This window comes from Nocardia sp. NPDC051030, assembly GCF_040683015.1.
Lineage (GTDB): Bacteria > Actinomycetota > Actinomycetes > Mycobacteriales > Mycobacteriaceae > Nocardia.
Map to the genome: position 1 here is coordinate 162120 of NZ_JBFBCD010000009.1, position 25209 is coordinate 187328.

At 67.0% G+C, this 25209-nt stretch carries 20 protein-coding genes; 14 read left to right on the plus strand and 6 right to left on the minus strand.

The genetic code is table 11. From position 1 onward, the window contains the following. Positions 1-50 precede the first annotated feature (50 nt). The 4 genes from AB0N05_RS28665 to acs all read right to left on the minus strand — a co-directional run bounded on the left by AB0N05_RS28665 (position 51) and on the right by acs (position 5002). Positions 51-1001, minus strand: a complete 951-nt coding sequence (locus AB0N05_RS28665) for an alpha/beta hydrolase (RefSeq protein WP_364700080.1) — start codon at positions 999-1001, stop codon at positions 51-53. 32 nt (positions 1002-1033) lie between these two features. After that, on the minus strand, positions 1034-1549 hold the full coding sequence (locus AB0N05_RS28670; RefSeq protein ID WP_364699416.1) for a phage holin family protein: 516 nt from the start codon (positions 1547-1549) through the stop codon (positions 1034-1036). A 39-nt stretch (positions 1550-1588) separates the two neighbouring features. Beyond that, positions 1589-2815, minus strand: a complete 1227-nt coding sequence (nhaA, locus tag AB0N05_RS28675) for a Na+/H+ antiporter NhaA (protein ID WP_364699418.1) — start codon at positions 2813-2815, stop codon at positions 1589-1591. 237 nt (positions 2816-3052) lie between these two features. Then, the gene (acs, locus tag AB0N05_RS28680; RefSeq protein WP_364700082.1) at positions 3053-5002 is read right to left on the minus strand and encodes an acetate--CoA ligase; all 1950 of its coding nucleotides are present in this window, start codon (positions 5000-5002) and stop codon (positions 3053-3055) included. A gap of 433 nt (positions 5003-5435) precedes the next feature. On the opposite strand from acs, the gene AB0N05_RS28685 reads away from it, so the two are divergent. From AB0N05_RS28685 to AB0N05_RS28705, 5 genes are all read left to right on the plus strand, one after another. After that, positions 5436-6992 carry an ABC transporter substrate-binding protein gene (locus tag AB0N05_RS28685; RefSeq protein WP_364700084.1) on the plus strand — a complete coding sequence of 519 codons (1557 nt, stop codon included), beginning with the start codon at positions 5436-5438 and terminating at the stop codon, positions 6990-6992. A gap of 77 nt (positions 6993-7069) precedes the next feature. Then, entirely contained in the window at positions 7070-7996 is a 927-nt protein-coding gene (locus AB0N05_RS28690; RefSeq protein WP_364699420.1) for an ABC transporter permease, read from the plus strand. After that, the gene (locus tag AB0N05_RS28695; protein ID WP_364699422.1) at positions 7989-8945 is read left to right on the plus strand and encodes an ABC transporter permease; all 957 of its coding nucleotides are present in this window, start codon (positions 7989-7991) and stop codon (positions 8943-8945) included. The genes AB0N05_RS28690 and AB0N05_RS28695 overlap by 8 nt, the downstream gene beginning before the upstream one ends. Positions 8946-8951: 6 nt before the next feature. Next, positions 8952-10640 carry an ABC transporter ATP-binding protein gene (locus AB0N05_RS28700; RefSeq protein ID WP_364699424.1) on the plus strand — a complete coding sequence of 563 codons (1689 nt, stop codon included), beginning with the start codon at positions 8952-8954 and terminating at the stop codon, positions 10638-10640. 53 nt (positions 10641-10693) lie between these two features. Beyond that, positions 10694-11440: an oxidoreductase gene (locus tag AB0N05_RS28705; RefSeq protein ID WP_364699426.1), complete on the plus strand. Its 747-nt coding sequence runs from the start codon at positions 10694-10696 to the stop codon at positions 11438-11440. Between the two features lie 579 nt (positions 11441-12019). Here AB0N05_RS28705 and AB0N05_RS28710 read toward each other — a convergent pair. Next, on the minus strand, positions 12020-12820 hold the full coding sequence (locus AB0N05_RS28710) for an HAD-IB family hydrolase (RefSeq protein ID WP_364699428.1): 801 nt from the start codon (positions 12818-12820) through the stop codon (positions 12020-12022). A gap of 359 nt (positions 12821-13179) precedes the next feature. On the opposite strand from AB0N05_RS28710, the gene ssd reads away from it, so the two are divergent. From ssd to AB0N05_RS28745, 7 genes are all read left to right on the plus strand, one after another. Then, on the plus strand, positions 13180-14343 hold the full coding sequence (gene ssd, locus AB0N05_RS28715; protein ID WP_364699430.1) for a septum site-determining protein Ssd: 1164 nt from the start codon (positions 13180-13182) through the stop codon (positions 14341-14343). Positions 14344-14587: 244 nt separating this feature from the next. Next, positions 14588-15772, plus strand: a complete 1185-nt coding sequence (locus AB0N05_RS28720) for a TadA family conjugal transfer-associated ATPase (protein WP_364700086.1) — start codon at positions 14588-14590, stop codon at positions 15770-15772. Positions 15773-16135: 363 nt separating this feature from the next. Further along, positions 16136-16915, plus strand: coding sequence for a hypothetical protein (locus AB0N05_RS28725; RefSeq protein WP_364700088.1), 780 nt, complete (start codon positions 16136-16138; stop codon positions 16913-16915). A 107-nt stretch (positions 16916-17022) separates the two neighbouring features. Next, a complete protein-coding gene (locus tag AB0N05_RS28730) occupies positions 17023-17625 on the plus strand; it encodes a type II secretion system F family protein (protein WP_364700090.1) in 603 nt (200 codons plus the stop codon). 105 nt (positions 17626-17730) lie between these two features. Continuing rightward, positions 17731-17943 (plus strand): DUF4244 domain-containing protein, encoded by a 213-nt coding sequence (locus tag AB0N05_RS28735; RefSeq protein WP_364699432.1) that lies wholly within the window; start codon positions 17731-17733, stop codon positions 17941-17943. Positions 17944-17978: 35 nt separating this feature from the next. Next, entirely contained in the window at positions 17979-18296 is a 318-nt protein-coding gene (locus AB0N05_RS28740) for a TadE family type IV pilus minor pilin (RefSeq protein WP_364699435.1), read from the plus strand. After that, positions 18293-18637, plus strand: coding sequence for an Rv3654c family TadE-like protein (locus AB0N05_RS28745; protein ID WP_364699437.1), 345 nt, complete (start codon positions 18293-18295; stop codon positions 18635-18637). The genes AB0N05_RS28740 and AB0N05_RS28745 overlap by 4 nt, the downstream gene beginning before the upstream one ends. 347 nt (positions 18638-18984) lie before the next feature. Here the strand turns inward: AB0N05_RS28745 and AB0N05_RS28750 are convergent, their stop codons facing one another. Beyond that, positions 18985-21381 (minus strand): DEAD/DEAH box helicase, encoded by a 2397-nt coding sequence (locus AB0N05_RS28750; RefSeq protein ID WP_364699440.1) that lies wholly within the window; start codon positions 21379-21381, stop codon positions 18985-18987. A gap of 433 nt (positions 21382-21814) precedes the next feature. Here AB0N05_RS28750 and AB0N05_RS28755 point away from each other — a divergent pair, with 433 nt between their 5' ends. Together AB0N05_RS28755 and topA are read left to right on the plus strand one after the other, a co-directional pair. Further along, a complete protein-coding gene (locus AB0N05_RS28755) occupies positions 21815-22021 on the plus strand; it encodes a cold-shock protein (RefSeq protein WP_067573509.1) in 207 nt (68 codons plus the stop codon). 305 nt (positions 22022-22326) lie between these two features. Beyond that, positions 22327-25191 (plus strand): type I DNA topoisomerase, encoded by a 2865-nt coding sequence (gene topA / locus AB0N05_RS28760; RefSeq protein ID WP_364700092.1) that lies wholly within the window; start codon positions 22327-22329, stop codon positions 25189-25191. Positions 25192-25209: the final 18 nt, after the last annotated feature.

Genomic DNA, 25209 nt, shown 5'->3' on the forward strand with positions numbered 1-25209 from the left:
CCGGGTACTCGGATGAGCAGTTCGGTGACTCTGTCGAGCAGCGTGGCGACTCAGTCGAGCAGCTTGGCGATCTCCGCGGTCACCATGTCCGGGTTCTCCTGGTGCCCGTAGTGCCCGGCATCGGGGATCGGCACGATCCGGCGGTTCGGCGCGAGCTCCGGTCCGCGGCGGATGGTGCTCGCCAGAATGTATCGATCCCGGTCGCCGTACATGGACAGCACCGGGATCCGCACCGGCTCCCGCATGGTCGACATGAATCGCGCGCCGTCGGGCCGCCACTGACTACGGAAGGCCCAGCGCTGATACTCCAGCGCACAGTGCGCCGTACCGGGAATCTGTACGGCGGTGCGCATGCGCGCCACGGTGTCCGCGAATTCCGGCGTGGCGGACCAGTGTTCGCCCGCCCGCTGCCGCAGCAGCCGCTCGATCTCCGCGCCGCCATCCTCGGTGAGCACACGCTCGGGATAGCGCGGCACCTGACAGCGCAGGAAGTTCGGCAGCCAGGCCGAGCGCTGCCGCCGATCCCGGAACATGCTGCGCTTGAGCGCCACCGGATGCGGTGAGCTGACCAGCGCGATGGAGCGGACCACCCGCGGATGCAATACCGCGGTGGCCCAGCACACCAGACCGCCCTCGGCATGGCCGACCAGCGTGGCCTCGGTGTGGCCGAGCGCGCGGATCAGGCCCGCGATATCACCGGCCAGGGTCCAGCCGTCATAGCCGCGCGGCGGTTTGTCGCTGTCGCCGTAGCCGCGCAGGTCCACCGCCACCGTCCGGAAGCCGCGTTCGGCGAGTCCGGTGAGCTGATGCCGCCACGACCACCAGAAGTCGCCGAAACCGTGCAGCAGCACCACCAGTGGGGTGTCCGGATCCGCGAAGGCCTGCCCGGACACACCGCTGGGCACGGCCTCGACCACATGGAAGCGAATGCCGTTGGCATGCACATCCCGATGGGCCCACGGTCCGTCGTAGCGGACTGCGGACGGATCCGGGGGCGAAATCGACGACACGCCGAGGAAGCGTAATCGAAGGTCTACGCGCGAGGCTTGCCGAGTTCGGGCGTGGCGTCAGAAGACTGGTCACTGGACGCACTGAACCCACTGGGCAGCAGGGTCTTCGCCTCCTTCAGCGACTCGATCGTCTTCTCGGGCGCGCGCAGCCTGCGCACCTTCAGATAGCCGAAGAACGCCAGCGCGGCCGTCGCCACGATCATCAGCAGGAACACGATGAGGAACGCCAGCCAGCGGTACACCCACACGTCCAGCAGTTCAGCCAGGAAGAAGAAAAAGAAGAAGGAGCTGAACAGCAGCACGGTCAGCGCGGCGATGAAGAAGACGCTGCCCTGCAGGCCCTTCTTGACCTCGCCGGTGACCTCGGCCTTGGCGAGCGCCACTTCGGCCCGTACCAATGTCGACATCTGCTCGGTCGCGTCACGCACCAGGCTGCCGATGCTCGCCGACTCATGGGTGTCGACATCGGACAACGGAATCGAGGTGATGGTGCGGGTACGGCGCCCGTCCTGCCCGTTACCGCCCTGTGTGAAGCTCAATTGCTCGACCCTTCCATGTCCCCGGGACTGCCGGTGAAGTCACTCTGATATTTGCAGTGCCCGCTCGTCACGGCGCGCTTGATGGGCACGTCCACGACGCAACAGTAGCGCCGAACCGGCCAGTGAAGCCGCCAATGACGTCAGTAACACCGCTGCTTTCGCGAGTTCGACCGCGGAGCCGTCGCCGACGTCCGCGAGTGCGAGTTCTGCCACCAAGAGGCTAACGGTGAAGCCGATCGCGCCCAGTACCGACAGGGCGAACATGTCCCGGTAACCGAGATCGTCCGGTTTCTGGGCGATCCCGAGCCGCACCGCGAGCCAACCGAATCCGAAGATGCCGACCGTCTTGCCGACCAGCAGACCCAGCACGATCGCCAGCGCCATCCGGTTGGTGAACAGCTGCGAGAACACCTTCCCGTCCAGCGTCACCCCCGAGGCGAACAGCGCGAACAGCGGCACACACACGGCAGCGGAGATGGGCTGGAAGAAATGCTCCAGCTTGGCCGCCGGGACGCAATGCTCGTCCTCCTCCGGATCGGGCCGGACCCGGGTGAGCAACCCGAGGATCACGCCCGCCAAAGTCGGATGGATGCCCGCCTCATGCAGTGCGTACCAGGCCACCAGTGCGAGGGGGATATAGAGGAAGGGACTGCCCAGCCGCTTCCACTGCCCGAGCGACCACAGCGCGAAGCACAGCGCCGCGACCAGGAGCCAGACCATCTTCACCGTGGTGGTGAACAGCACGGCGATCAGGATGATGGCGATCAGATCGTCCACCACGGCCAGGCTCAGCAGGAACACCCGCGCGCTCGCGGGGATGCGCGATCCGGTCATGGCCAGCACGGCCAGCGCGAACGCGATATCGGTGGCGACCGGAATGGCCCAGCCGCGATCCATGCCGTCCACGCCCCAGCCGACGCCGAGTGCGATGAGCGCGGGCATCAGCACGCCGCCGAACGCGGCCACGATGGGGAGCGCGGCGCGTTTGCGGTCCGCGAGCTCGCCGACCACCAGCTCGCGTTTGAGCTCCAGCCCGGCGACGAAGAAGAAGATCGCGAGCAGACCGTCCTTGGTCCAATCGGCCAGGGTCAGATCCAGATGCAGCGCGGGAATGGCCAGCTTGGTGTCGATCATCGTGGTGTAGCTCGCGCCCCACGGCGAGTTGACCCAGATGAGGGCACCGGCCGCGGCGATGAGAAGGAGTGCGCCACCGAATGTTTCGGTCCGCAGATAGCGAGCGAGCTCGGATCGGACCTGGGCGATCACGGTGCACCTTTCAGCCGGGACGTTCGACGAAACCAGCGGCAGACACCACACCGGGAAAGGCGGGGCATATACCGCACGCCGACCAGACTTCCCGGCACACCTTACGCAATTCTAACGGTTGGTTCCGTCAGCCACGCCTCCGCCCGTGGCCAAGCATGCTTGGTGAACAGGCAAGACATGCGAGAGGCCCCCGCGACTCGGTCGCGGGGGCCTCCGGTGCCGTTGTGGCGCTTCGGCTTACGCCTTACCGGCGCGAATCGCCTCGAAAACGTTGGGATCCACCAGGGTTGAGGTGTCGCCCAGCTCGCGGCCCTCGGCCACATCGCGCAGCAGGCGGCGCATGATCTTGCCCGAGCGAGTCTTGGGCAATTCGGGAACCACGTAGATCTCGCGCGGGCGGGCGATAGGGCTGATCTCGCGGGAGACCTCGGCCTTGAGCTCGCTCACCAGCTCGTCGCCGGTGTCCTTGGCCTCGGCGGTCAGAATGACGAACGCGACAATGCCCTGACCGGTGGTCTCATCGCTCGCGCCGACCACCGCGGCCTCGGCGACACCGGAATGCCCGACCAGCGCGGATTCCACCTCGGCGGTCGAGATGCGGTGCCCGGAGACATTCATGACGTCATCGACGCGGCCGAGCACCCACAGGTCCCCGTCCTTGTCGAGCTTCGCGCCGTCACCGGCGAAGTACCAGCCCTTGTCGGCGTAGCGGGCCCAGTAGGTCTCCTTGTAGCGCTCGTTGTCGCCCCAGATGCCGCGCAGCATGGACGGCCACGGCTGATCCAGGACCAGGTAGCCATTGGCCTCGGTCTCGCCGAGCTCGACCGGATTGCCCTCCTCGTCCACGACCGTGGCCGAGATGCCGGGCAGTGCGGTCATGGCCGCACCCGGCTTGGCGGCGGTGACGCCGGGCAGCGGGGAGATCATGATCGAGCCGGTCTCGGTCTGCCACCAGGTGTCCACGATCGGGGTGCGATTGCCGCCGATGACATCGCGGTACCAGCGCCACGCCTCCGGATTGATCGGCTCACCGACCGAACCGAGCAGCCGCAGGCTCGACAGATCGTGCGCCTCGGGAATCTCGCGACCCCACTTCATGAAGGTGCGCACCAGCGTCGGCGCGGTGTAATAGATGCTCACACCGTACTTTTCGATGATCTGCCAGTGCCGGTGCTCATCGGGGAAGTTCGGGGTGCCCTCGTAGACCACCTCGGTCGCGCCATTGGCCAGCGGGCCGTACACGATGTAGCTGTGCCCGGTCACCCAGCCGATATCGGCGGTGCACCAGTACACGTCCTTGCCCGGCTTGTGGTCGAACACGTAGTGGTGGGTGTAGGCGGTCTGGGTGAGGTAGCCGCCCGAGGTGTGCAGGATGCCCTTGGGCTTTCCGGTGGTGCCGGAGGTGTAGAGGATGAACAGCGGGTGCTCGGCATCGAAGGCCTGTGCCTCGTGCTCGGGCGACGCATTCGCGACGGTCTCGTCCCACCACAGGTCGCGACCCTCGGTCCACGGGGTCTCGATTCCGGTGCGCCGCACCACGAGTACGTGCTCGACGGTCGAATCACCGTCCGCCGCAAGGGCTTCGTCGACGGCCTCCTTGAGCGGGGCGGCCTTACCGCGCCGCCACTGACCGTCGGTGGTGATGACCAGGCGGGCCGCGGCGTCGTCGACGCGCTGGCGCAGGGCGCTGGGGGAGAAGCCCGCGAAGACCACCGAATGGGTGAGGCCCAGGCGCGCGCAGGCCAGCATGGACACGATGGCCTCGGGGACCATCGGCATGTAGATGGCGACGCGATCACCGGCCACCAGGCCGAGTTCGGTGAGGTAGTTGGCGGCGCGCGACACCTCGGCCAGCAGTTCGGCATAGGTGATGGCGCGGGAATCGCCGGGCTCGCCCTCCCAGTGGATGGCGACCTGCTCGCCGCGGCCGTCCAGCACGTGGCGGTCGACGCAGTTGTAGGCGACGTTCAGCTTGCCGTCCACGAACCAGCGCGCGAAGGGCGCGTCATCCCAATCCAGAACCCGGGTGAACGGCTCATGCCAGTGCAGTCGCCCGGCCTGCTCGGCCCAGAACGCGTCCCGATCAGCGGCGGCCCGTTCGTAGAGAGACGCGTCGCCGTTGGCGGCGGCCGCGAACTCAGCGCTCGGTGGATACGCATCCAGGTGATCGGCGGTGGTGTCGGTCATCTCTCTTCTCTTCTTCTCTCGCTTACCCGCATCGCAGGTGGAACCGGCCAGGGGGGTGACCGCGGCCACGTTCGACACTAACGGACTGTGACCTGCGTCGTGTCCGGTGTGTCGATCGGTCCCACTCGCCGAGTCATGATCCGTTTCACGTAATGACCGAATCGTGAACGAGGGTGCCCATCCAACTGTGCAATGAGTCACCTCGGGCCCCCGAATTGAGTCGGGGGTGTTGCCACATTGCTAACAAGGCGAACAATCCCCGATCGATCCGCTGACAACGGCGCTGCGGGTAGCTACTGTCCGATTCACACAAGGCGGATATTCGATGGCGCTGGTGGACCTCAGCGTGCGTCGTCTCCGCCTCGCCCTTCCTTGAACTGGGAGATATGCGTTGAGAGTCAAGACAGTAACCGCGCTGGCCGCGGCGGCCCTGATGGCGACTGGGTTCGCCCTGACGGGCTGCTCATCCGACAGCGGCGGCGACAACACCGACGTTGTCACGGTGAACGGCGGTGAACCGCAGAAACCGTTGGTGCCCACCGATGTCAACGAGAATATGGGCGGCCGCGTCGTCGACCGTCTGTGGGCGGGCCTGAAGTACTACGACGTCAATGGCAAGGCCACCAATGAGGTCGCGCAGTCGATCGAGACGACCGATCGGCAGCACTACAAGATCACCCTCAAGGACTGGAAATTCACCGACGGCAGCACGGTGACCTCGAAGTCGTTCGTCGACGCCTGGAACTACGGCGCGCTCGGCACCAATGGGCAGCTACAGAACTGGGCCTTCTCCCAGATCGCCGGATATGACGACGTATCGGCCGATACGCCCAAGGCACAGACGATGTCGGGCCTGAAGGTGATCGACGACAAGAGCTTCACCGTCGATCTGAAAGAGCCGTCCATCGACTTCGAGCTGGAACTCGGCTTCGCGCCGTTCTACCCGATGCCGGACGCGTTCTTCAAGGACACCAAGGGATTCGGCCAACACCCGATCGGCAACGGCCCCTACAAGTTCGTGGACTGGCAGCACAATGTCCAGATCGACCTGACGCCCAACCCGGACTACAAGGGTGGCCGCGCGCCCAAGAACAAGGGCCTGCGGTTCGTGATGTACCAGTCCTACGAGACGGCCTACGCCGATCTCCAGGCGGGCAATCTCGATGCCCTGGACATCATTCCGGACAGCGCGCTGTCCACCTACAAGGCCGATCTCGGCGACCGCGCCATCACCAAGCCCATCGCCTACAGCCAGCACATCGGCATCCAGCCGACCGTCGCGCACTTCTCCGGTGAAGAGGGCGTACTGCGCCGCAAGGCGATCTCGATGGCGATCAACCGGGAACAGATCGCGGAGAACATCTTCCACGGCACCCGCGTGCCCTGCCAGGACTTCACCGCGTTCACGCTGCCCGGCTTCCGGGGCGGACTACCCGGCTCCGAAGTGCTGAAGTTCAACCCGGACGAGGCGAAAAAGCTTTGGGCACAGGCCAATGCGATCTCCCCGTGGTCGGGCACCTACCAGATCGCCTACAACGCCGACGGCGGGCATCAGGCTTGGATCGAAGCGGTGGCCAACAGTGTGAAGAACACCCTCGGCGTCGACGCCGTCGGTACGCCGTACCCGACGTTCAAGAACATTCGTGACGAGATCACCAACAAGACCATCGGCAAGGCGTTCCGCTACGGCTGGCAGGGCGACTACCCGTCCATGTTCGAGTTCCTCACCGCGCTGTACCTCACCGGATCCGGCACCAACAACACGCAGTACTCCAACCCGGAGTTCGACAAGCTGCTGACCAAGGCGCAGGCCGCCGCCACCCCTGAAGCCGCCTACGACATTCTCGCCCAGGCGCAGACGCTGCTGTTCAAGGACATGGCCGATATCCCGATCTTCGACTACAACGTCGCGGGCGGGCGCTCGGACAAGGTGAAGAAGGCGGAGATCGCCTGGTCCGGTCTCTTCGACTTCGAGAACATCGAAAAGTAAACCGCCACACCGGGGGTCGTGCGGGAGACGCTGGACAGCGTTCGCCGCACGACCCTCGCTGCGCATAGGAGTGAAACATGCTTTGGTATGTCCTGCGGCGGTTGCTCCAGATGATTCCGGTCTTCCTCGGAGCCACCCTGCTCATCTACGCGATGGTTTTCCTGATCCCGGGCGACCCGATCCAGGCGCTCGCCGGTGATCGGCAGATGACCCCGGCGGTGGAACAGGCCCTGCGGGCCCGCTACCACCTGGATCAGCCCTTCTTCATCCAATACCTCGAATTCCTGAAAGGCATTGTCACACTCGACTTCGGCACCTCGTTCTCCGGACGGCCCGTCCGCGCCGAACTGGCGCGGGCCTTCCCGATCACCTTCCGGCTGGCCATCATGGCGGTCTGCGTGGAGGCCGTCTTCGGCATAGCGTTCGGCCTGGTCGCCGGACTGCGCAAGGGCAAACTGTTCGATTCCACCATGCTCGTGCTCAGCCTCGTCATCATCGCCGTACCGATCTTCGTCCTCGGCTTCCTGGCGCAATACGTGCTCGGCATCAAATGGGGCATCGCACCGGTCACCGTGGGCGGTAAGGCCGGGATCACCGACCTGCTGGTGCCCGCGATCGTGCTCGGATCGCTGTCCTTCGCCTACGTCCTGCGGCTCACCCGAAACTCGGTGGCGGAGAACATGAGCGCCGACTACGTGCGCACCGCGACCGCCAAGGGCCTGACCCGGCGGCGGGTCATTGTGGTGCACATCCTGCGCAACTCGATGATCCCGGTCGTCACCTTCATCGGCACCGACCTCGGCTTCCTGATGGGCGGCGCGGTCGTCACCGAAGGCATCTTCAATATCCCGGGCGTCGGCGGAACGCTGTACCAGGCGATTACGCGCGGCGAGCCACCCACGGTCGTCGCCTTCGTGACCGTGCTGATCGTGATCCTGCTGCTGACCAATCTGGTCGTGGACCTGCTCTACGCCGCCCTCGACCCGAGGATCCGCTATGCCTGAACTGATCAAATCCCAGGAAAGCCGGCCCGGGCAAGAGCATTTCGTCGCACCACCGGACGAAGTCGAGGTGCTCGCCACCGACAAGCTCGACGAAACCGCCGCACCGACCAGCGTGTGGCGCGAGGCCTGGAAACAGTTGCGGCGCAACCCGATCTTCATCGTGGCGACGCTGCTGATCCTGTTCATTCTGCTGGTCGCGGTGTGGCCGCAGCTGTTCACCGACCAGGACCCGCGCTATTGCAGCGGCGATTTCAGCATGCACAAACCCGGAGGCGGACATCCGTTCGGCTTCGACAAACAGGGCTGCGATATCTACGCCCGCACCGTCTACGGGGCACGGGCCTCGGTGGAAACCGGTCTGGGCGCGACACTGCTGTTCGTGTTCATCGGCGGCACGCTCGGTGCGATCGCGGGTTACTACGGCGGACTGTGGGATTCGGTGATCTCACGCGTCGCGGAGATCTTCTACGCGCTGCCGCTCACCCTGGCCGCCATCGTGCTCATGCAGCTGCTGCACACCCGGACCGTCTGGACGGTCATGCTGACGCTGGCCTCGTTCAGCTGGCCACAGGCCGCCCGCATTGCCCGCGGTGCGGTGGTCGAGGCTCGCAACAGCGAATATGTCACGGCGGCAAAGGCATTGGGGGTATCCAGATTCCGGACCCTGATCCGGCACGTGCTGCCCAATGCGGCCGGACCGCTGATCGTGGTCAGCACGATCTCGCTGGGTGTCTTCATCGTCACCGAGGCGACCCTGTCGTACCTGGGTGTCGGCTTGTCCCGCCAGATCGTGTCCTGGGGTTCGGATATCTCCGCAAACCAGAAGGAGATTCGCACCTCCGGCATCCTGTTCTATCCGGCGACGGCACTCGCACTGACCGTGCTCAGCTTCATCATGCTCGGCGACGCGGTGCGCGACGCGCTCGATCCCAAGGCCCGGAAGCGGTGATGAACCATGACTGAACCACTCCTGCAAGTCCGCGACCTGAATGTCTGCTTCACCTCGGAGGGCAAGAAGATTCCCGCCGTGCGCGGGGTCAACCTGTCGGTATATCCGGGGCAGACCGTCGCCATCGTGGGTGAATCCGGCTCGGGCAAATCGACGACCGCGCACGCGATCATCAATCTGCTGCCCGGCACCGGCACGATCACCTCCGGCTCCATCGCCTTCGACGGCCACGATCTGGCCAAGGCCTCCAGCCGCGAGATCGTCAAGGTGCGCGGCGAGGGCATCGGCTTCGTGCCACAGGACCCCATGTCCAATCTCAACCCGGTGTGGAAGGTCGGGTTCCAGATTCGGGAAACCTTGGAGGCCAATGGCGTAGCCAAGGGTCATGCCGCCAAGCAGCGGGCCATCGAACTGCTCGCCGAGGCCGGTATGCGTGATGCCGAACGCCGGGTCAATCAGTATCCGCACGAGTTCTCCGGAGGCATGCGCCAGCGCGCGCTCATCGCCATCGGACTCTCCTGCCGGCCCAAACTGCTGATCGCCGACGAGCCCACCTCCGCCCTGGACGTCACCGTGCAGCGGCAGATCCTCGACCACCTCGACACGCTCACCACCGAACTCGGCACCGCGGTCCTGCTCATCACCCACGACCTGGGTTTGGCCGCCGAACGGGCCGAGCACCTGGTGGTGATGTATCGCGGCCGGGTCGTGGAATCCGGTCCGGCACTACAGATCCTGCGCGAACCGCAGCATCTGTACACCAAGAAGCTGGTCAACTCCGCGCCCTCGCTGGCGTCGAGCCGACTGTCGGCGGTCCGCGATCGCGCCGAGGTGCGCGCGCAGGCCGTCCGGGTGGCCGGTGAACTGGCCGAGACCGATACCGAATTCGCCAGTGCCCCAGATGAAGTGCTTGTCGTCGAGGACCTCACCAAGGTGTTCAAGATCCGCGGCAGCACGCCGTGGAAGTCCACCGAACTGGTCGCTGTCGACAAGGTGTCGTTCCGGTTGTGCCGGGGTACCACCACCGCCATCGTCGGAGAGTCCGGCTCCGGCAAATCGACTGTGGCGCAAATGGTCCTGGGCCTGCTGGAACCGACCTCGGGCCGGGTCACCTTCGACGGGCGTGTCGTTGCCGACCTGGATCCCAAGGGGGCCTTCGCATTCCGTCGGCGCGTGCAGCCGGTGTTCCAGGATCCCTACGGTTCACTGGACCCGATGTACTCGATCTACCGCACCATCGAAGAGCCGCTGCGCACCCACGGCATCGGCACTCCGAAGGAACGCGAGGCGACCGTGCGCGACCTGCTCGACAAGGTCTCGCTGCCCGCCTCGGTCATGCGGCGCTATCCGAACGAGCTCTCCGGCGGTCAGCGTCAACGCGTGGCGGTCGCCCGTGCCCTGGCACTGTCCCCGGAACTGGTGGTCTGCGACGAAGCCGTTTCGGCGCTCGACGTGCTGGTACAGGCGCAGATTCTCCAGCTGCTCAATGAACTCCAGGCGGAGCTGGGGTTGTCGTACCTGTTCATCACCCACGACCTCGCCGTGGTCCGGCAGATCGCCGACAATGTCGTCGTCATGCAGGAGGGCAAGGTGGTCGAAGCCGCGAGCACCACCGAGGTCTTCGACAACCCGCAATCCGAGTACACCCGCCGACTGCTCGACGCCATCCCCGGCCGGGATCTACTCGTCGGCTGAGCGGGCCAGGTGCGCGATCGGTCACAAGGTATGCGGCAGTAGCCTCGTACCTCGTGACCGATCCGCTCCAGCCCCTCGTCGACCTGCCCGGTGTGCGCGAAGCCGCCGACAAGGCCCGTGACGCGCTCGCCGAAGTACATCGCCACAAAACCAACCGCCGCGGCTGGCCCACCACCGCCGCCGAAGCCGCGGTCCGCGCGGCCCGCTCCTCCGCCGCCATCGAAGGCGGCACCATCGACCTCCCCGCCGACGGCCGCGTCGAGGACCCGATCCTCGCCGGAGCCCTCCGCGTAGGCCAAGCCCTGGACGGCGAAGCCCTCACCACCCTGGTCTCGGTCTGGCGGCGCGCCCCCCTCCAAGCCCTCGCCCGCCTCCACCTCCTGGCCGCCGCCGACATGGTGGAAGACGACCAGCAGCTCGGCCGCCCCCGAAACGTCCCCGGAGTCGCCGAACGCCTCGATCTCCTCGCACAGACGCTCCTGGCCACCAAAGCCCCCGCCCCCGTGATCGCCGCGATCGTCCACGGCGAACTCCTCTCCCTCCGCCCCTTCGGCACCGCCGACGGAATCGTCGCCCGCGCCGCGTCAAGACTGGTGGCAGTGTCCAGTGGTCTTGATCCCCACAGCCTCGGCGTCCCAGAGGTTTTCCTACTGCGCCGACGCCAGGCCTATCTGGACGCGGCAGCCGGATTCGGCATGGGAACACCCGACGGCGTAGGCGGCTGGGTGATTTTTGCGTGCGGCGCACTCGAAGACGGTGCACGCGAGGCACGTTCGATCGCGGACTCGGCCGCAGGCTAGGGGTTCAGGGGCGAAGCCCCGACAGTCTCGAGGGGGGTTCGGGAGCGAAGCCCCTGAGACTCCGCGTCAGCGGTTTCCCCTCATGGGGGTGTGGGGGCGAAGCCCCCGCAGTTCAGAGGGGGTTCGGGGGCGAAGCCCCTGAGAGTCACGAGAGTTGGTAAACATCAGAGCGGGCGGCGTAGCCGCAATTGCGACCTCACCGCCCGCCAGCACGGACTACCCGGTTACCAAGCGTGCTTATCGGGTTGTACTCTCAGCCTCGGCGACTCTCCGGGCTTCGGTGGTTCATCCCCGCAACGGATGCGAGGCTATCGCCGTCGAAATCTCGGATAACGCAGGCCCACAACACTCGTGCCCTTGTCGCGGCGTGCTCCGCGTGGGTGCCTGGTGTCCGTGCCGGGAAGGGTGGGATGGGAAACCGAATCTTCTCTTCCGATCCGGTCTTGGCCTTCCGTCCTTCCGTGCATCCATTGTTACCCTGTGAGCGCCCTCACATCAAGAGCTGGGAAAACTTTCAAATATCCGGCGTGTCTCGCATCTTTGCATTTCGGCGTTTCAAGGCGGAGGAAGGTCAAGCCGCTACTTCTTGCGACGCAGGAGCTTGTAGCTCAAAGCTCCCGCGGCCACCGCGCCAAGCCCGACCGCGACGCTTGCCGCGACGGTTGTGGTCGAAGGTTGGGGTAGCCGCGCCCACAATGACACCGGATTCGAGAAGGTGAGAATCGGCCACTCGTGCGCCGTCGCCTCCCGGCGCAGTGCGCGATCCGGATTCACCGCGGTGGGATGTCCGACCGCGCTCAGCATGGGCAGATCGGTCACCGAATCGGAGTACGCATAGCAGCGCGCCAGGTCATATCCGTATTGCGCCGCCATCCTTTCCATTGCCTCGACCTTGCCCGCGCCATAGCAATAGAACTCGACTTCGCCTGCGTACCGGTTGTTTTCGATGACCATGCGGGTGGCCGCGAAATGATCCGCGCCCAGCGCGGCCGCGATCGGCGCGACCACTTCCTCGCCGGAGGCCGACACGATGATCACGTCATGTCCCCGAATGCGGTGGTCCGCAATGAGATCCGCCGCCTCGGCGTAGATCAGCGGGTCGACGAGTTCGTGCAGGGTCTCGGCCACGATCGAGCGCACTTGATCCACATCCCAGCCCGCACACATTTTGGTGAGGTGCTCGCGCATGCGTTCCATCTGGTCGTGGTCCGCGCCGGAAAGCAGGAACAGGAAATGCGCATAACTGCTTTCGAGCACGGCACGCCTGCTGAGCAGGCCTTGATCGAGAAAAGGCTTGCTGAACACGAAGGCGCTCGACCGGGCGATCACCGTTTTGTCGAGATCGAAGAAGGCGGCGACTCGTCCGCGTTCGGCTGTCACGCTGACAAGAATATGTTTCGCCGGCGGGCGGCGGGTGGCGCGGTGGTTATATCCGGGTTAGCCAGCCGGAAGCGGGCCTGTTTTCGCGGGAAAAAGACTCGCCCGGTGGACTTGCAAACCTGACGGGGCTTGGGTGTAGTATGGCCGTTACCTGGACTAGTCCAGGCACGTTCAGCCCGACCCCCCGGGGCTGAACCCGACGGCCCCAGCCTCCTCCCCCCCCGGCTGGGGCCGTCCTCTATTTCCGGACAGGTCAGGCACTCCCAGCCATTCGGCAAAGTTGTCCACAGGTCGCGTGTTATCCACACTCGCCGAAGGGCCCCTTTTTCTCACGTGTCTTGCGGACGACGCTGACCTGCATGAACTCCGACACCGCCACTCCGCATCCGGCTCTCGTCCTGATCTCCGATCCGGCCCTGCGTGATGAGGTGCGCCGCATAGCGGCCGCCGCCGATCGCTCGCTCGATGAACGCGCCGCGCCTGTCGGTCGGCATCCCTGGACCGCCGCTCCGGTGGTCGTCCTCGACCTCGAATCCGCTCGTTGCTGTGTGGCCGCCGGACACCCCCGTCGTGCCGGAATTGTCCTGGTGATCGACGGGGAGCCGGGTTTGCTCGACTGGCAGATCGCGACCGAGATCGGCGCGGAACGGCTGCTGTCGCTGCCCGCCGAAGCCGCCTCCTTGATCGCCGCGTTCGCCGCCTCGGACCGGCCCGATCGCGGCGGTGGCGCGGTGCTGGCCATTGCGGGCGCGGTCGGCGGCGCGGGGGCCTCGACCCTGGCCGCGGCCGTGGCCCTCACCGCCGCCACCCGCTCTCGGGACCGCACCCTGCTGGTCGATGCGGCCCCGTACGGTGGCGGCCTCGACCTACTGCTCGGCCTCGAACGCGCTCCCGGTCTGCGCTGGCACGACCTCGCAATCGAGGACGGCCGCGTGGCGGCTCCCGCGCTCCACGACGCCCTGCCCTGCACGGGCGGTGTAGCCGTCTTGTCATCCGGAAGAGGCGTCGCCGCACAGGAACTCGCGCCAGCGGCGGTCCGCTCGGTACTTGATGCGGGCCGCGCGGCGGGCGATCTGGTGGTCTGTGACCTGTCCGCCGAACGCGGTCCGCACACCGATCAGATCCTCGAAAACGCCGACCTGACAGTCCTGGTGGTCCCGGCCCGCATGCACGCCGTTATTGCCGCCGAATCCGTGATTGCTCGCCTGTCGGATCGAAACCCCAACGTCCGCTTGCTCATTCGAGGTCCGGCCCCGAGCGGCCTGCGGGGCAATGATGTGGCCGCGGTGCTCGGCCTGCCCTTCATAGCCGCGGTTCCGCCGCAGCCGGGTCTCGTCGAACGCCTCGAACGCACCGGTCTGACCGTGCGTCGCCGCGGCCCGCTCCGCCGCGCCGCGGAAGCCGTCCTCGAGGCATTGACCGCCCCTGCCGCCGAACCCGAGGTGATCCGCGAAGAGGATCGTCTGCCCTTGCGGCGCACGGAATTCCGGGATCTGAGCGGTCTCGTCGGGATGCGGCGATGAGCGGGCCGTCGTGGGAGCTGTGCGTCACTGCGGCGCAACCGAATCGGCGGGCGCGACGATGCCGAGACTGCTCGACGCGGCAGGCTCCGACGCAGTGTCATCCAGTGCCTTGCAATCCGTCGCAGTGCCATCCGGCAGATACAGCGCGTTCCGTGGTGGGCACCCGGCAGTGGCGGATCGAGTCGCAGCGGCGCGGTGTTCCGGTGTGGCTCAGGCGGATCGGCGCGCGGGCGGGGGTGGCGAAATGGGCGGGCTGGTGACGGCGGAACTGCTCGATCGCGTCCGGGAGCGCCTGGCCGAGGGTTCCGGAGACCCGGATCCGGCTCGGGTCGCGGCGGCCATCCGGGCCGAGGCGGGTGGCGTGCTCGGGGATACCGATCTGCTGCGGGCACTGCGCCTGTTGCAGACGGAGATGACCGGCGCTGGTGCGCTGGAACCGCTGCTGCACGATCCGGAAGTGGCCGACGTGCTGGTCACGGCCCCCGACGCGGTGTGGGTGGATCGCGGGCACGGCCTGCGCCGCTCCCCGGTCCGCTTCCCCGACGAGGCTGCGGTCCGCAGACTCGCACAGCGCCTCGCCCTCTCCGCGGGCCGCCGCCTCGACGATGCCCAGCCGTGGGTGGATGGCCGCCTCACCGGATCCGAACCGGCCCTGGGCAATTCCTTCGGCGTCCGCCTGCACGCGGTCCTCGCCCCCATCGCGCACGGCGGCACCTGCCTGTCCCTGCGCGTCCTGCGCCCCGCCTCCCAGGGCCTGGACGCCCTGGCCGCCGCAGGCGCGGTCACCCCCGAGGCGAAGTCCCTCCTCCTGCGCATAATCCGAGCCCGCCTCGCCTTCCTCGTAGTGGGTGGCACCGGATCCGGAAAAACAACCTTGCTGTCAGCGCTTCTAGCGGAAGTCGATCCCGCCGAACGCATCATCTGCGTCGAAGACGCCGCCGAACTGGCCCCACCCCACCCGCACGTGGTCCGCTTGGTGGCCCGCCCCGCCAATGTCGAAGGCGCAGGCGAGGTCACGGTCCGCGACCTGGTCCGCCAGGCCCTCCGCATGCGCCCCGATCGCATAGTCGTAGGCGAAGTCCGAGGCGCGGAAGTGGTAGACCTCCTCACCGCCCTCAACACCGGCCACGACGGCGGAGCCGGAACTGTCCACGCCAACTCCCCACGCGAGGTCCCCGCCCGCCTGGAAGCCCTAGCCGCCCTGGGCGGCATGACCCGCGACGCCCTCCACAGCCAACTGGCCGCCGCCATCCAAGTGATCCTCCACGTCCACCGCCACCTCGACGGAACCCGTTCCCTACGCGAAATCGGCCTGATCACCCGCACTCCCACCCACCTCGAAGTAACCCCGGCCTGGACCGCCGACCCCCGCCCGACCCCCGCCGCCCCGACCCTGACCACCCTCCTCAACGAAAGGACCCCCCAATGACCCCCTCAACCCCCGAGCCCCCGCACGCCTGCACCGACGTCTGCTGCCCAATCCGAGATCAACGCTTCGACAAGCCATTCCGCTGGCGCTGTGCCCAGCCACCGGGTCTACGAACCGGATGGCGGAGCGGGTGCGCCCCCCGACGGCGAATTCCTCCGCTGCCGGACGCCGGAGTCGACGGATGATTCCGACTGCGGGGCACTGGAGTTCGGTGCTCGGATGTGTCGCGCTCGCGCTGCCTGCATTGCCTCGGCCTGCCGGGCGTCGACGTCTTGCGCTGTTGTTCCGGCAGTGGCGGGGGAGTCCATCACTGCCGGAAGACGGGGGTGGCAAGTGATTCCGGGTGTGGGGCACTGGGGTTCGATGCTGGGCTGCGTCGCCTTCGCGCTGGTCGCGCTGCCCGGTCCGGCTGCGCGTCGGCGGTGGGCATCGCTATTCCAGCGTGGGCGGGTGCCACGGTCTCGGCTCGCCTGGGTCACGCGCGCGGTGCCGGTGCTGGCTCTGCCGATGCTGCTCATTGTCGGTGTGGGTCCGCTCATTGCGGCGGTGCTGGTTTCGGGGACGGCAGTGATTCGGCGGCGCCGGACGATTCGGGAGCGCGCGTGGGCCACCGAGTGTGGACGACTCCTGGAGGGCCTGGAAGCGGTGATCGGAGAACTTCGGATCGGGGCGCATCCCAGCGCGGCGGCGGAGATCGCGGCTCAGGAAGTCGGCGGTGAGGCGGGGCGCGCCTTCGCCGTCAGCGCCGCACGTAGCCGCTTGGGCGGTTCCGGCGCGGAGGGACTGCGGCGGCCGGAATCGGTCGTGGCGACGGAGCTGACCTGGATCGCCGAGGCCTGGCGGGTTGCGGAGCACCACGGATTGGCTCTTGCGGAACTTCTGTCGGCGGCCCGTCTGGACCTGCTGGGCCGCAAGCGGTTCCGGGACCGCACCCGCGCGGCCCTGGCGGGCGCGCATGCGACGGCCACGGTGCTGGCCATGCTGCCGCTGCTGGGCATCGGGTTGGGCCAGCTGATGGGCGCGGCACCGCTGCGAGTCCTCTTCACCCCGGGCATAGGCACCGTCCTGCTCCCGCTGGGGGCGGGCCTCGCCTGTACGGGGCTGCTGTGGACGGATGCCATCACGGCGAAGGTGCTGCGCTGAGTGGACGGATGCCATTACCGCGAAGGTGCTGCGCTGAATCGAGCGGTTCGGGCGTGGCTTGGTCTCGAGTACAGCTGATCGCCATACGGAAAGGTGCTGCGGTGAATGTGCTTTCGTGGTCGGCGTTGTTGACCGCGCTCGCGTTGTGTGTGCTGCCGGGGCGGGGCGGTGCTGCGCGTCGGCTTCGCGGCCTCGGCGGTAGGCCCCCGGCTGGTCTGCGGCGCAGGCGGTCTCGTGGTGGACGGGATCCGCTCGCGGTGGCGGGGACCCTCGACTTGTTGGCGGCCTGTCTGCGGGCGGGGCTGCCTACGGCTGCTGCGGTGGGGGCGGTGGGGGCGGTGGGGGCGGGTGCTCCGGAGCCGCTGGGGTCGGTTCTGTTGCGGGCGGCGGAATTGCTGGCGCTGGGGGCGGATTCCGTGGAGGTGTGGGAGCAGGCGGCGGCGGGGTGTGGGGACGAGGCGGTGGGGGCGCTGGCGCGCATGGCGCGGCGGTCGGCTCGGTCGGGGGCCGGATTGGCCACGGCGGTGACGGAATTGGCGGAGCAGCGGCGCGGCGCGGTGGAGGATGCGGCCGCGGCGCGGGCCGAGCGGGCGGGGGTACTGCTCGGCGGACCGCTCGGATTGTGTTTTCTGCCTGCGTTTTTATGCCTGGGGATCGTGCCGGTCGTGATCGGGCTGGCGGGTCACGTACTGGGAGAGGGGCTGCTGTGACACGCCCGGACCGTACCGCTGTGACACGCCTGGACCGTAGCGGTGTGACACGCGCGAACCGTACCGGTGCGGAACGTCCGCACCGGCTGGAGAGAAGGAGTGACTGTGGGATCGACACGAAATCTCGCGTGGGAGATCAGGACCCGGCTGCTGCTGGCCGCGGTGGGCGAGTCCGGCATGAGCACGGCCGAATACGCCATCGGGACCATCGCCGCGGCCGCCTTCGGGGCCGTGCTCTACGGGGTGGTGACCGGGGACAGCATTGTGAACGCCCTCACCAAGATCATCGACAAGGCCTTGAAGACCTCGGTCGGCTGAGATGCGGGACACCACGGCGCGGCGGCGATCAGGGGATGGCGACCGTCGAGGCCGCCATTGCGCTGGCGGCACTGGTCGCGGTGCTGGTGCTGTGTGTCGGGGCTCTGCTGGCGGCATCGGCGCAGGTTCGCTGTGTCGATGCGGCCCGCGAGGCGGCCCGGCTGGCCGCGCGGGGCGAGGAATCGCGGGCGGTGGCGCTGGCTCGTCGGGTGGCCCCGCCACGCGCGGTCGTCACGGTGCGGACCGATGGCGACCTGGTGGTGGCGGAGGTCAGCGCCCGTTCTCCGCTCCTGCCTCTGACCCTGAACGCGATCGCGGTGGCCGCTCGGGAACCCGGAGAGAGTGTGAAGTGAGCCACCACGACGACCGCGGCGGGGTGACGGTGGCGGCCTGCCTGGCATTGATCGCCCTGCTCGCGGTGACCGTGCTGGTGGCACAGATCGGAGTGGCCGTCGCGGGGAGGCATCGGGTGCAGTCGGCGGCGGACCTGGCGGCATTGGCGGCGGCCGGTGGATTGGATGGCGGAACTGCTGCGGCTTGTGCCCGGGCGGAAGAGATCGCGTCCCGAATGGGAGCGCGCGTAGTCCGCTGCGCGGTTGTCGATTGGGATGTGACGGTCGCCTTGCAAGATCGAATGTCGCTCGGTCTGCTGGGCACCCGACTAGTTCGAGCGGAGGCAAGAGCGGGCCCTTAAATCTCGTACCGAGCGGTTGGTTAGAAATGCGATGGCGCAGGCCACATCGGGAGTCGATCAATACCGAAGTTCGATGAATCCGATAGGCGAATTGTTTGGATACCGAACGCCTTCCTATTCGTTCCGGAAGTCGGGTTTTCAAAGAATGCACAGGTAAATGCGATAGCGACATTATCGAACGGAGCAACCCTCCAGTTAACAGGATCACATCCCTCTTTATTCGGGTATCGGCTGCGCGGTGCACGACTCGGATCGGGTTGCTCGACACGCCGCCCGATACTTCCCAGCTCACGGATGCCAACCGGCTGGTCGGGTGTAGCTCCGATGTCGCTCGAGCCTCGGACATGTCACGGTTCGAGGTGGTCCCCGTCACCTTCGCCGAGCTCGGCCAGCACCGCGGTGAGCAGCCGCGCCGCACCGGCCTTGTCCAGCGGGTTATTGCCGTTTCCGCACTTCGGCGACTGCACGCAGGACGGGCAGCCGCCGTGGCAGCCGCAGGATTCGATGGCCGCGAGGGTGGCCGAAAGCCACCGTCGTAGCCGGTGGAAGCCGCGTTCGGCGAAACCCGCGCCGCCGGGATGCCCGTCGTAGACGAAGACGGTGGGCAGTCCGGTGTCGGCGTGTTCGGCTGTCGACACGCCGCCGATATCCCAGCGATCGCAGGTCGCGACGAGCGGCAGCATGCCGATCGCGGCGTGTTCGGCGGCGTGCAGCGCGCCCGGTGCGTGCCGCGGGTCGATCCCGGCGCGCGCCAGCAGCTCCGGCGTGACGGTATAGAGGACGGCCCGGGTCGGCAGCGTCTGCGGCGGCAGGTCCAGCGCGATCATGTCCAGGACCTCGCCGCTGGGCAGTTTCCGCAGGTAGCCCACGACCTGACGGGTCACCAGCACGCGCGCCAAAGCCGTTGTCACCGAGCCGTGCACCCGATGCTCGGTCAGTTCCTCGACCTCCAGCGAGGTCACCGCCCGGGCGCTCGTACTCCAGCCGGGAGTCTCGGCGTGCACCAGCGCGACGCCCTCCTCCAGATCCAGCTCATCGACCACGAAACTCTCGCCTTGATGCAGGTGAACGGCACCGGGATGCAGCGTGGCCGGGGCCCGCCCGGCATCGGTGGTGCCCAGCATGCGCCCGGTCTCGCAGTCCACGATGGCCACCGCCGCGCCGATCCCGCCGCGCACGTCCACGCCGTCGTGCGGGTGCGAGTCACCGGTGACGAACCAACGGGCCGTGCCATCGCGCCCGGATCCCGGCCGCCGCCGGATCAACCCCTGCCCGGCCAGGCCGGAAAGCAGTTCCCAGGCCTGGTATTCGTGCACTTCAGCGTCGGTGAGCGGTTGTTCCATCGCCGCGCAGAGCAGATGCGGCCCTAATACATAGGGATTGTGCGGGTCGGTGATGGTGGCCTCGAGCGGCCGCCCCAGCAGCGCTTCCGGATGATGCACGAGGTAGGTGTCGAGCGGGTCGTCACGGGCGATGAGCAGCACCAATGACCCCTGCGTCCGGCGTCCCGCCCGCCCGGCCTGCTGCCAGAACGAGGCCACCGTGCCCGGATAACCCGCCACCACGACGGCATCCAGTCCGGCGATGTCCACGCCCAGTTCCAGGGCATTGGTGGTGGCCGCACCCAGCAGTTTCCCCTCGGACAGCGCCGTTTCCAGGGCCCGCCGATCCTCGGCGAGGTACCCGGCCCGGTAGGCCGCGACCCGTCCGGGCAGGTCGGCGTCCACGGCGGCGAGCAGTCGCCGGGTGTCCATGGCGATCGCTTCCGCGCCGACCCGGGAGCGCACGAAGGTCAGCGTGCGCGCGCCCTCGGCCACCAGGTCCGCCATGACCTTCGCGGCCTCGGACCCGGCCGAGCGGCGTACGGCCGCACCGTTTTCCCCGGTCACGCCCGCACCCAGCAGCGGCGGTTCCCACAGTGCGACGGTCCGCGACCCCTGCGGCGACCCGTCCTCGGTGACCGCGACACACGGCGCGCCGATCAGCCGGGAGGCGGTCGCGGCCGGGTCCGCGGTGGTGGCCGAGCACAGCACGAATACCGGATCCGCCCCGTACCGCGCGGCGATTCGCCGCAGTCGGCGCAGCACCAGTGCCACATGCGATCCGAAAACACCCCGGTAGGTATGGGATTCGTCGATGACGACATAGCGCAGCTGCCGTAGCAGCCGTGCCCAGCGCTGATGTGAGCGCAGCATGCCGACGTGCAGCATGTCCGGATTGGTGAAGACCCAGCGCGCATTGGCCCGCACCCACTGCCGGATCTCGGCGGGCGTATCCCCGTCATAAGGGGCGGGATGAATGCCGCGCAGGGGATCTTCGCTGGTCAGCTCATTGACCATGCGCAGCTGATCGGCCCCGAGAGCTTTTGTGGGAGAGAGATAGAGGGCGGTCGCGCGCGGGTCCTCTTGCAGTGCCGTGAGCACGGGCAATTGGTAGGCCAGGGATTTCCCGGAGGCCGTGCCGGTGGAAACGATGACGTGGCGGCCGCTCGCGGCCAGGTCGGCGGCCTGGGTCTGATGACTCCAGGGCGCTTCGACGCCACCCGCGCGCACGGCCGCGACCACGTCGGGAGATGTCCATTCGGGCCATTTCGTGACGTGAGCGGCACGAGACGGTAGCTCCGTGACATGGGTGAGGCGGGGGTCACCGCTCTCCTGGCCTCTTAGGACACGATTCAGCAACGATCGCCCATAGCTGCCGTCTGCGTCCGGGCCGGACGAGGGCGCTGAGTCCGTCGGATTCATCGCGGTGTTGCTGCGGCTCGCGCCGGCGCTGCGAAAGGTGTGTTGGTCCGCGTGCCTACCTGCCATTTCACTACAGAGTAGCGGCCCGCCTCACACCCGGTTTGCCGGATGCTCGCTCTGTTATCAGGAAGCAAACCTACTTCAAGTACGGATTTGGGCATTATGCCCCTCACCTGCACATTCGCAAGATCAACTTTTTTGCAAATTGTGGGTAGCTCAGCTGTTGAATTGCTCGCAGACATGGTTCACTGGTTCCTGGTCGCAAGCTTCTGTGTTCGAGGGTGGATCTAAAGTCCAAACCATCAGCAGGATCGATGTTGCGAACGGTGTACTGATAGCTTTCCTGCAGGGGGAACAGAGTACAGCGGTCTCAACGGACCCGGTGGATGAACCTACTTGTCTACCGTTCCGGTATGGAAAGAGAAGGAACAGAATGGCACAGGGAACTGTGAAGTGGTTCAACGCGGAGAAGGGGTTCGGCTTCATCGCGCCCGAGGACGGCTCCGCTGACGTCTTCGTCCACTACTCCGAGATCCAGGGGTCGGGCTTCCGCACCCTCGAGGAGAACCAGAAGGTCGAATTCGAGGTAGGCCAGGGCACCAAGGGCCCGCAGGCCACCGGTGTTCGCGCGCTCGGCTGAGCGAGCCAACCAAGGTATCCGTCCCCCATCGCCACAGGCGGTGGGGGACGACCCATATCCGGACCCACTACACTCGATCACGACCCGGGGGCACATCGACGCTGTGACCGAGCCGCGGCCATTGAACAGGGTATAAACGTTGCTGGCAGCGATATCAGTAGGCGCAGCCGCATGCCCCAGCCGCGAAATCGCGCGCACCAGCGCCGCGCGGATCGACAGGAAAGGTGTGTTCGCCGGTGGCAACACGAGACCGCGGTGCAGCACCGAACTCAGGCTCCGACCAGGGTCGTCCCCTGCGTCGTCTCGTGATCGTCGAGTCTCCGACGAAGGCCCGGAAGATAGCCCCCTACCTCGGCCGCGGTTACACCGTCGAGGCATCGGTCGGTCATATCCGGGATTTGCCGCGCGGTGCTGCTGATGTGCCCGCCAAATACAAGGGACAGCAGTGGGCCCGCCTGGGCGTCGATGTCGACAATGACTTCGAGGCCATCTATGTGGTCAGCCCCGATAAGAAGCAGAAGGTCAGCGAGCTGAAGAGCCTGCTCGCCGACGCCGACGAGCTCTACCTCGCCACCGACCCCGACCGCGAGGGCGAGGCCATCGCCTGGCATCTGCTGGAAACGCTGAAGCCCAAGGTGCCGGTCCGGCGCATGGTGTTCCACGAGATCACCGAGCCCGCCATCCTCGCGGCGGCCGCCGACACGCGCGAGCTCGATAAGGATTTGGTCGACGCGCAGGAGACGCGGCGCATCCTGGACCGGCTCTACGGCTACGAAGTCTCACCGGTGCTGTGGAAGAAGGTCATGCCGCGCCTGTCGGCGGGCCGCGTGCAGTCGGTGGCGACCCGCGTCATCGTGCGCCGCGAGCGCGAGCGCATGGCGTTCCGCTCCGCCGAGTACTGGGATATCGCCGCCAAGCTGGATGCCGGCGGGCAGGCCGACGGGAATCCGCGGGTCTTCGGCGCGCGCCTGGTCACCGTGGATGGTTCGCGCGTTGCCAGTGGTCGCGATTTCGGGTCCGACGGGCAGTTGAAGTCGACCGGTGTCACCGTTCTCGATGGTGCTTATGCGCGCCGGTTGGCGGAATCGCTGCACGGGGTTGATCTTTCGGTCACCTCGGTCGAGTCCAAGCCGTACACCCGCAAGCCGTACGCGCCGTTCATGACCTCGACCTTGCAGCAGGAGGCGGCGCGCAAGCTGCGCTTCACCTCCGAGCGGACCATGCGGGTCGCGCAGCGGCTGTATGAAAACGGCTACATCACCTATATGCGTACCGACTCGACGACTTTGTCCGAGTCGGCGATTCAGGCGGCGCGGGCGCAGGCCACGCAGTTGTACGGCGCGGAATATGTGAGCCCGACGCCGCGGCAGTACACCCGCAAGGTCAAGAACGCGCAGGAAGCACACGAGGCGATCCGCCCGTCCGGCGACACGTTCATGACGCCGGGGCAGGTGCATTCGAAGGTCGATAACGACGAATTCCGTTTGTACGAGCTGATCTGGCAGCGGACGGTCGCGTCGCAGATGCAGGATGCGCGCGGCACCACGATGACCGTGCGGGTCACCGGTGTCGCGAATTCCGGTGAGACCTGCGTCTTTTCGACGTCCGGCCGGACCATCACCTTCGCGGGGTTCCTCAAGGCGTATGTGGAGAGTGTCGACGAGGAGGCGGGCGGCGATTCCGACGACGCCGAATCGCGGCTGCCGACCCTGACCGAGGGCCAGGCCGTGACCGCGGTCGAGCTCTTGCCGGACGGGCACACCACCAATCCGCCGCCGCGCTTCACGGAAGCGTCGCTGATCAAGACGCTGGAAGAGCTCGGCATCGGGCGCCCTTCCACCTACGCCTCGATCATCAAGACGATTCTCGACCGCGGGTATGTGTACAAGCGTGGTAGCGCGCTGGTGCCGTCGTGGGTGGCGTTCGCGGTGATCGGTCTGCTGGAGGCGCACTTCGGGCGGCTGGTGGACTTCGACTTCACCGCGGCCATGGAGGACGATCTCGACGCCATCGCCGGCGGTCGTGAGCAGCGCGGAAACTGGTTGTCCAGCTTCTACTTCGGCGGCGAGAATGGTGCCGAGGGTTCGGTGGCGCGCTCGGGCGGCCTGAAGCGCATGGTGGGTGACAACCTCGACGGCATCGACGCGCGAGAAGTCAACTCCATCAAGCTGTTCAGCGATGACGAGGGCCGCGACGTCAATGTCCGGGTCGGCAAGTTCGGGCCGTATCTGGAGCGCATGGTCGTCAATCCCGATGACCCGCAAGGGGATCCGGTATCGCAGCGGGCGAACCTGCCCGACGAGCTGCCGCCGGACGAGCTGACTCTGGAGGTCGCCGAGAAGCTGTTCTCGACGCCGCAGGAGGGTCGCTCACTCGGTGTGGATCCGGCGTCCGGGCACGAAATCGTCGCCAAGGAAGGGCGTTTCGGTCCATACGTGACCGAGGTGCTGCCGGAGCCGGCCGAGGAGCCGGAGCCCAAGAAGGGCGCGAAGAAGGCCGAGAAGCCGAAGCCGCGCACCGGTTCGCTCTTCAAATCCATGGATTTGGAGTCGATTACGCTCGACGACGCGCTCTTGCTGCTGTCGCTGCCGCGCGTGGTGGGCGTCGATCCGACCTCCAATGAGGAGATCACCGCGCAGAACGGTCGCTACGGGCCGTACCTGAAGAAGGGCACCGATTCGCGGTCGCTGGCCGGTGAGGACCAGATCTTCACGGTGTCCCTCGAGGATGCGCTCAAGATCTACGCCGAGCCCAAGCGGCGCGGCGGGCAGTCCGCGAGTGCGCCGCCGTTGCGGGAGCTGGGTCTGGACTCGGCGACCGAGAAGCCGATGGTGATCAAGGACGGGCGTTTCGGCCCGTACGTCACCGACGGCGAAACCAATGCCAGCCTGCGCAAGGGCGACGAGGTGGAGTCCATCACCGATGCGCGCGCCTCGGAACTGCTGGCGGATCGGCGGGCGCGCGGGCCGGTGAAGAAGGCCGCGAAGAAGACGGCCAAGAAGGCTCCGGCGAAGAAGGCGGCGGCCAAGAAGACGGCCGTGGCCAAGACCGTGGTCAAGAAGGCGGCCGCTAAGAAGGCGGCGGCCAAGACGGCCGACGGCGTCACAACGAAGAAGGCCGCGGCCGCGAAGAAGGCTCCGGCCAAGAAGGCCACCGCGACCAAGTCGTGAACCACACAGCGTGAACCG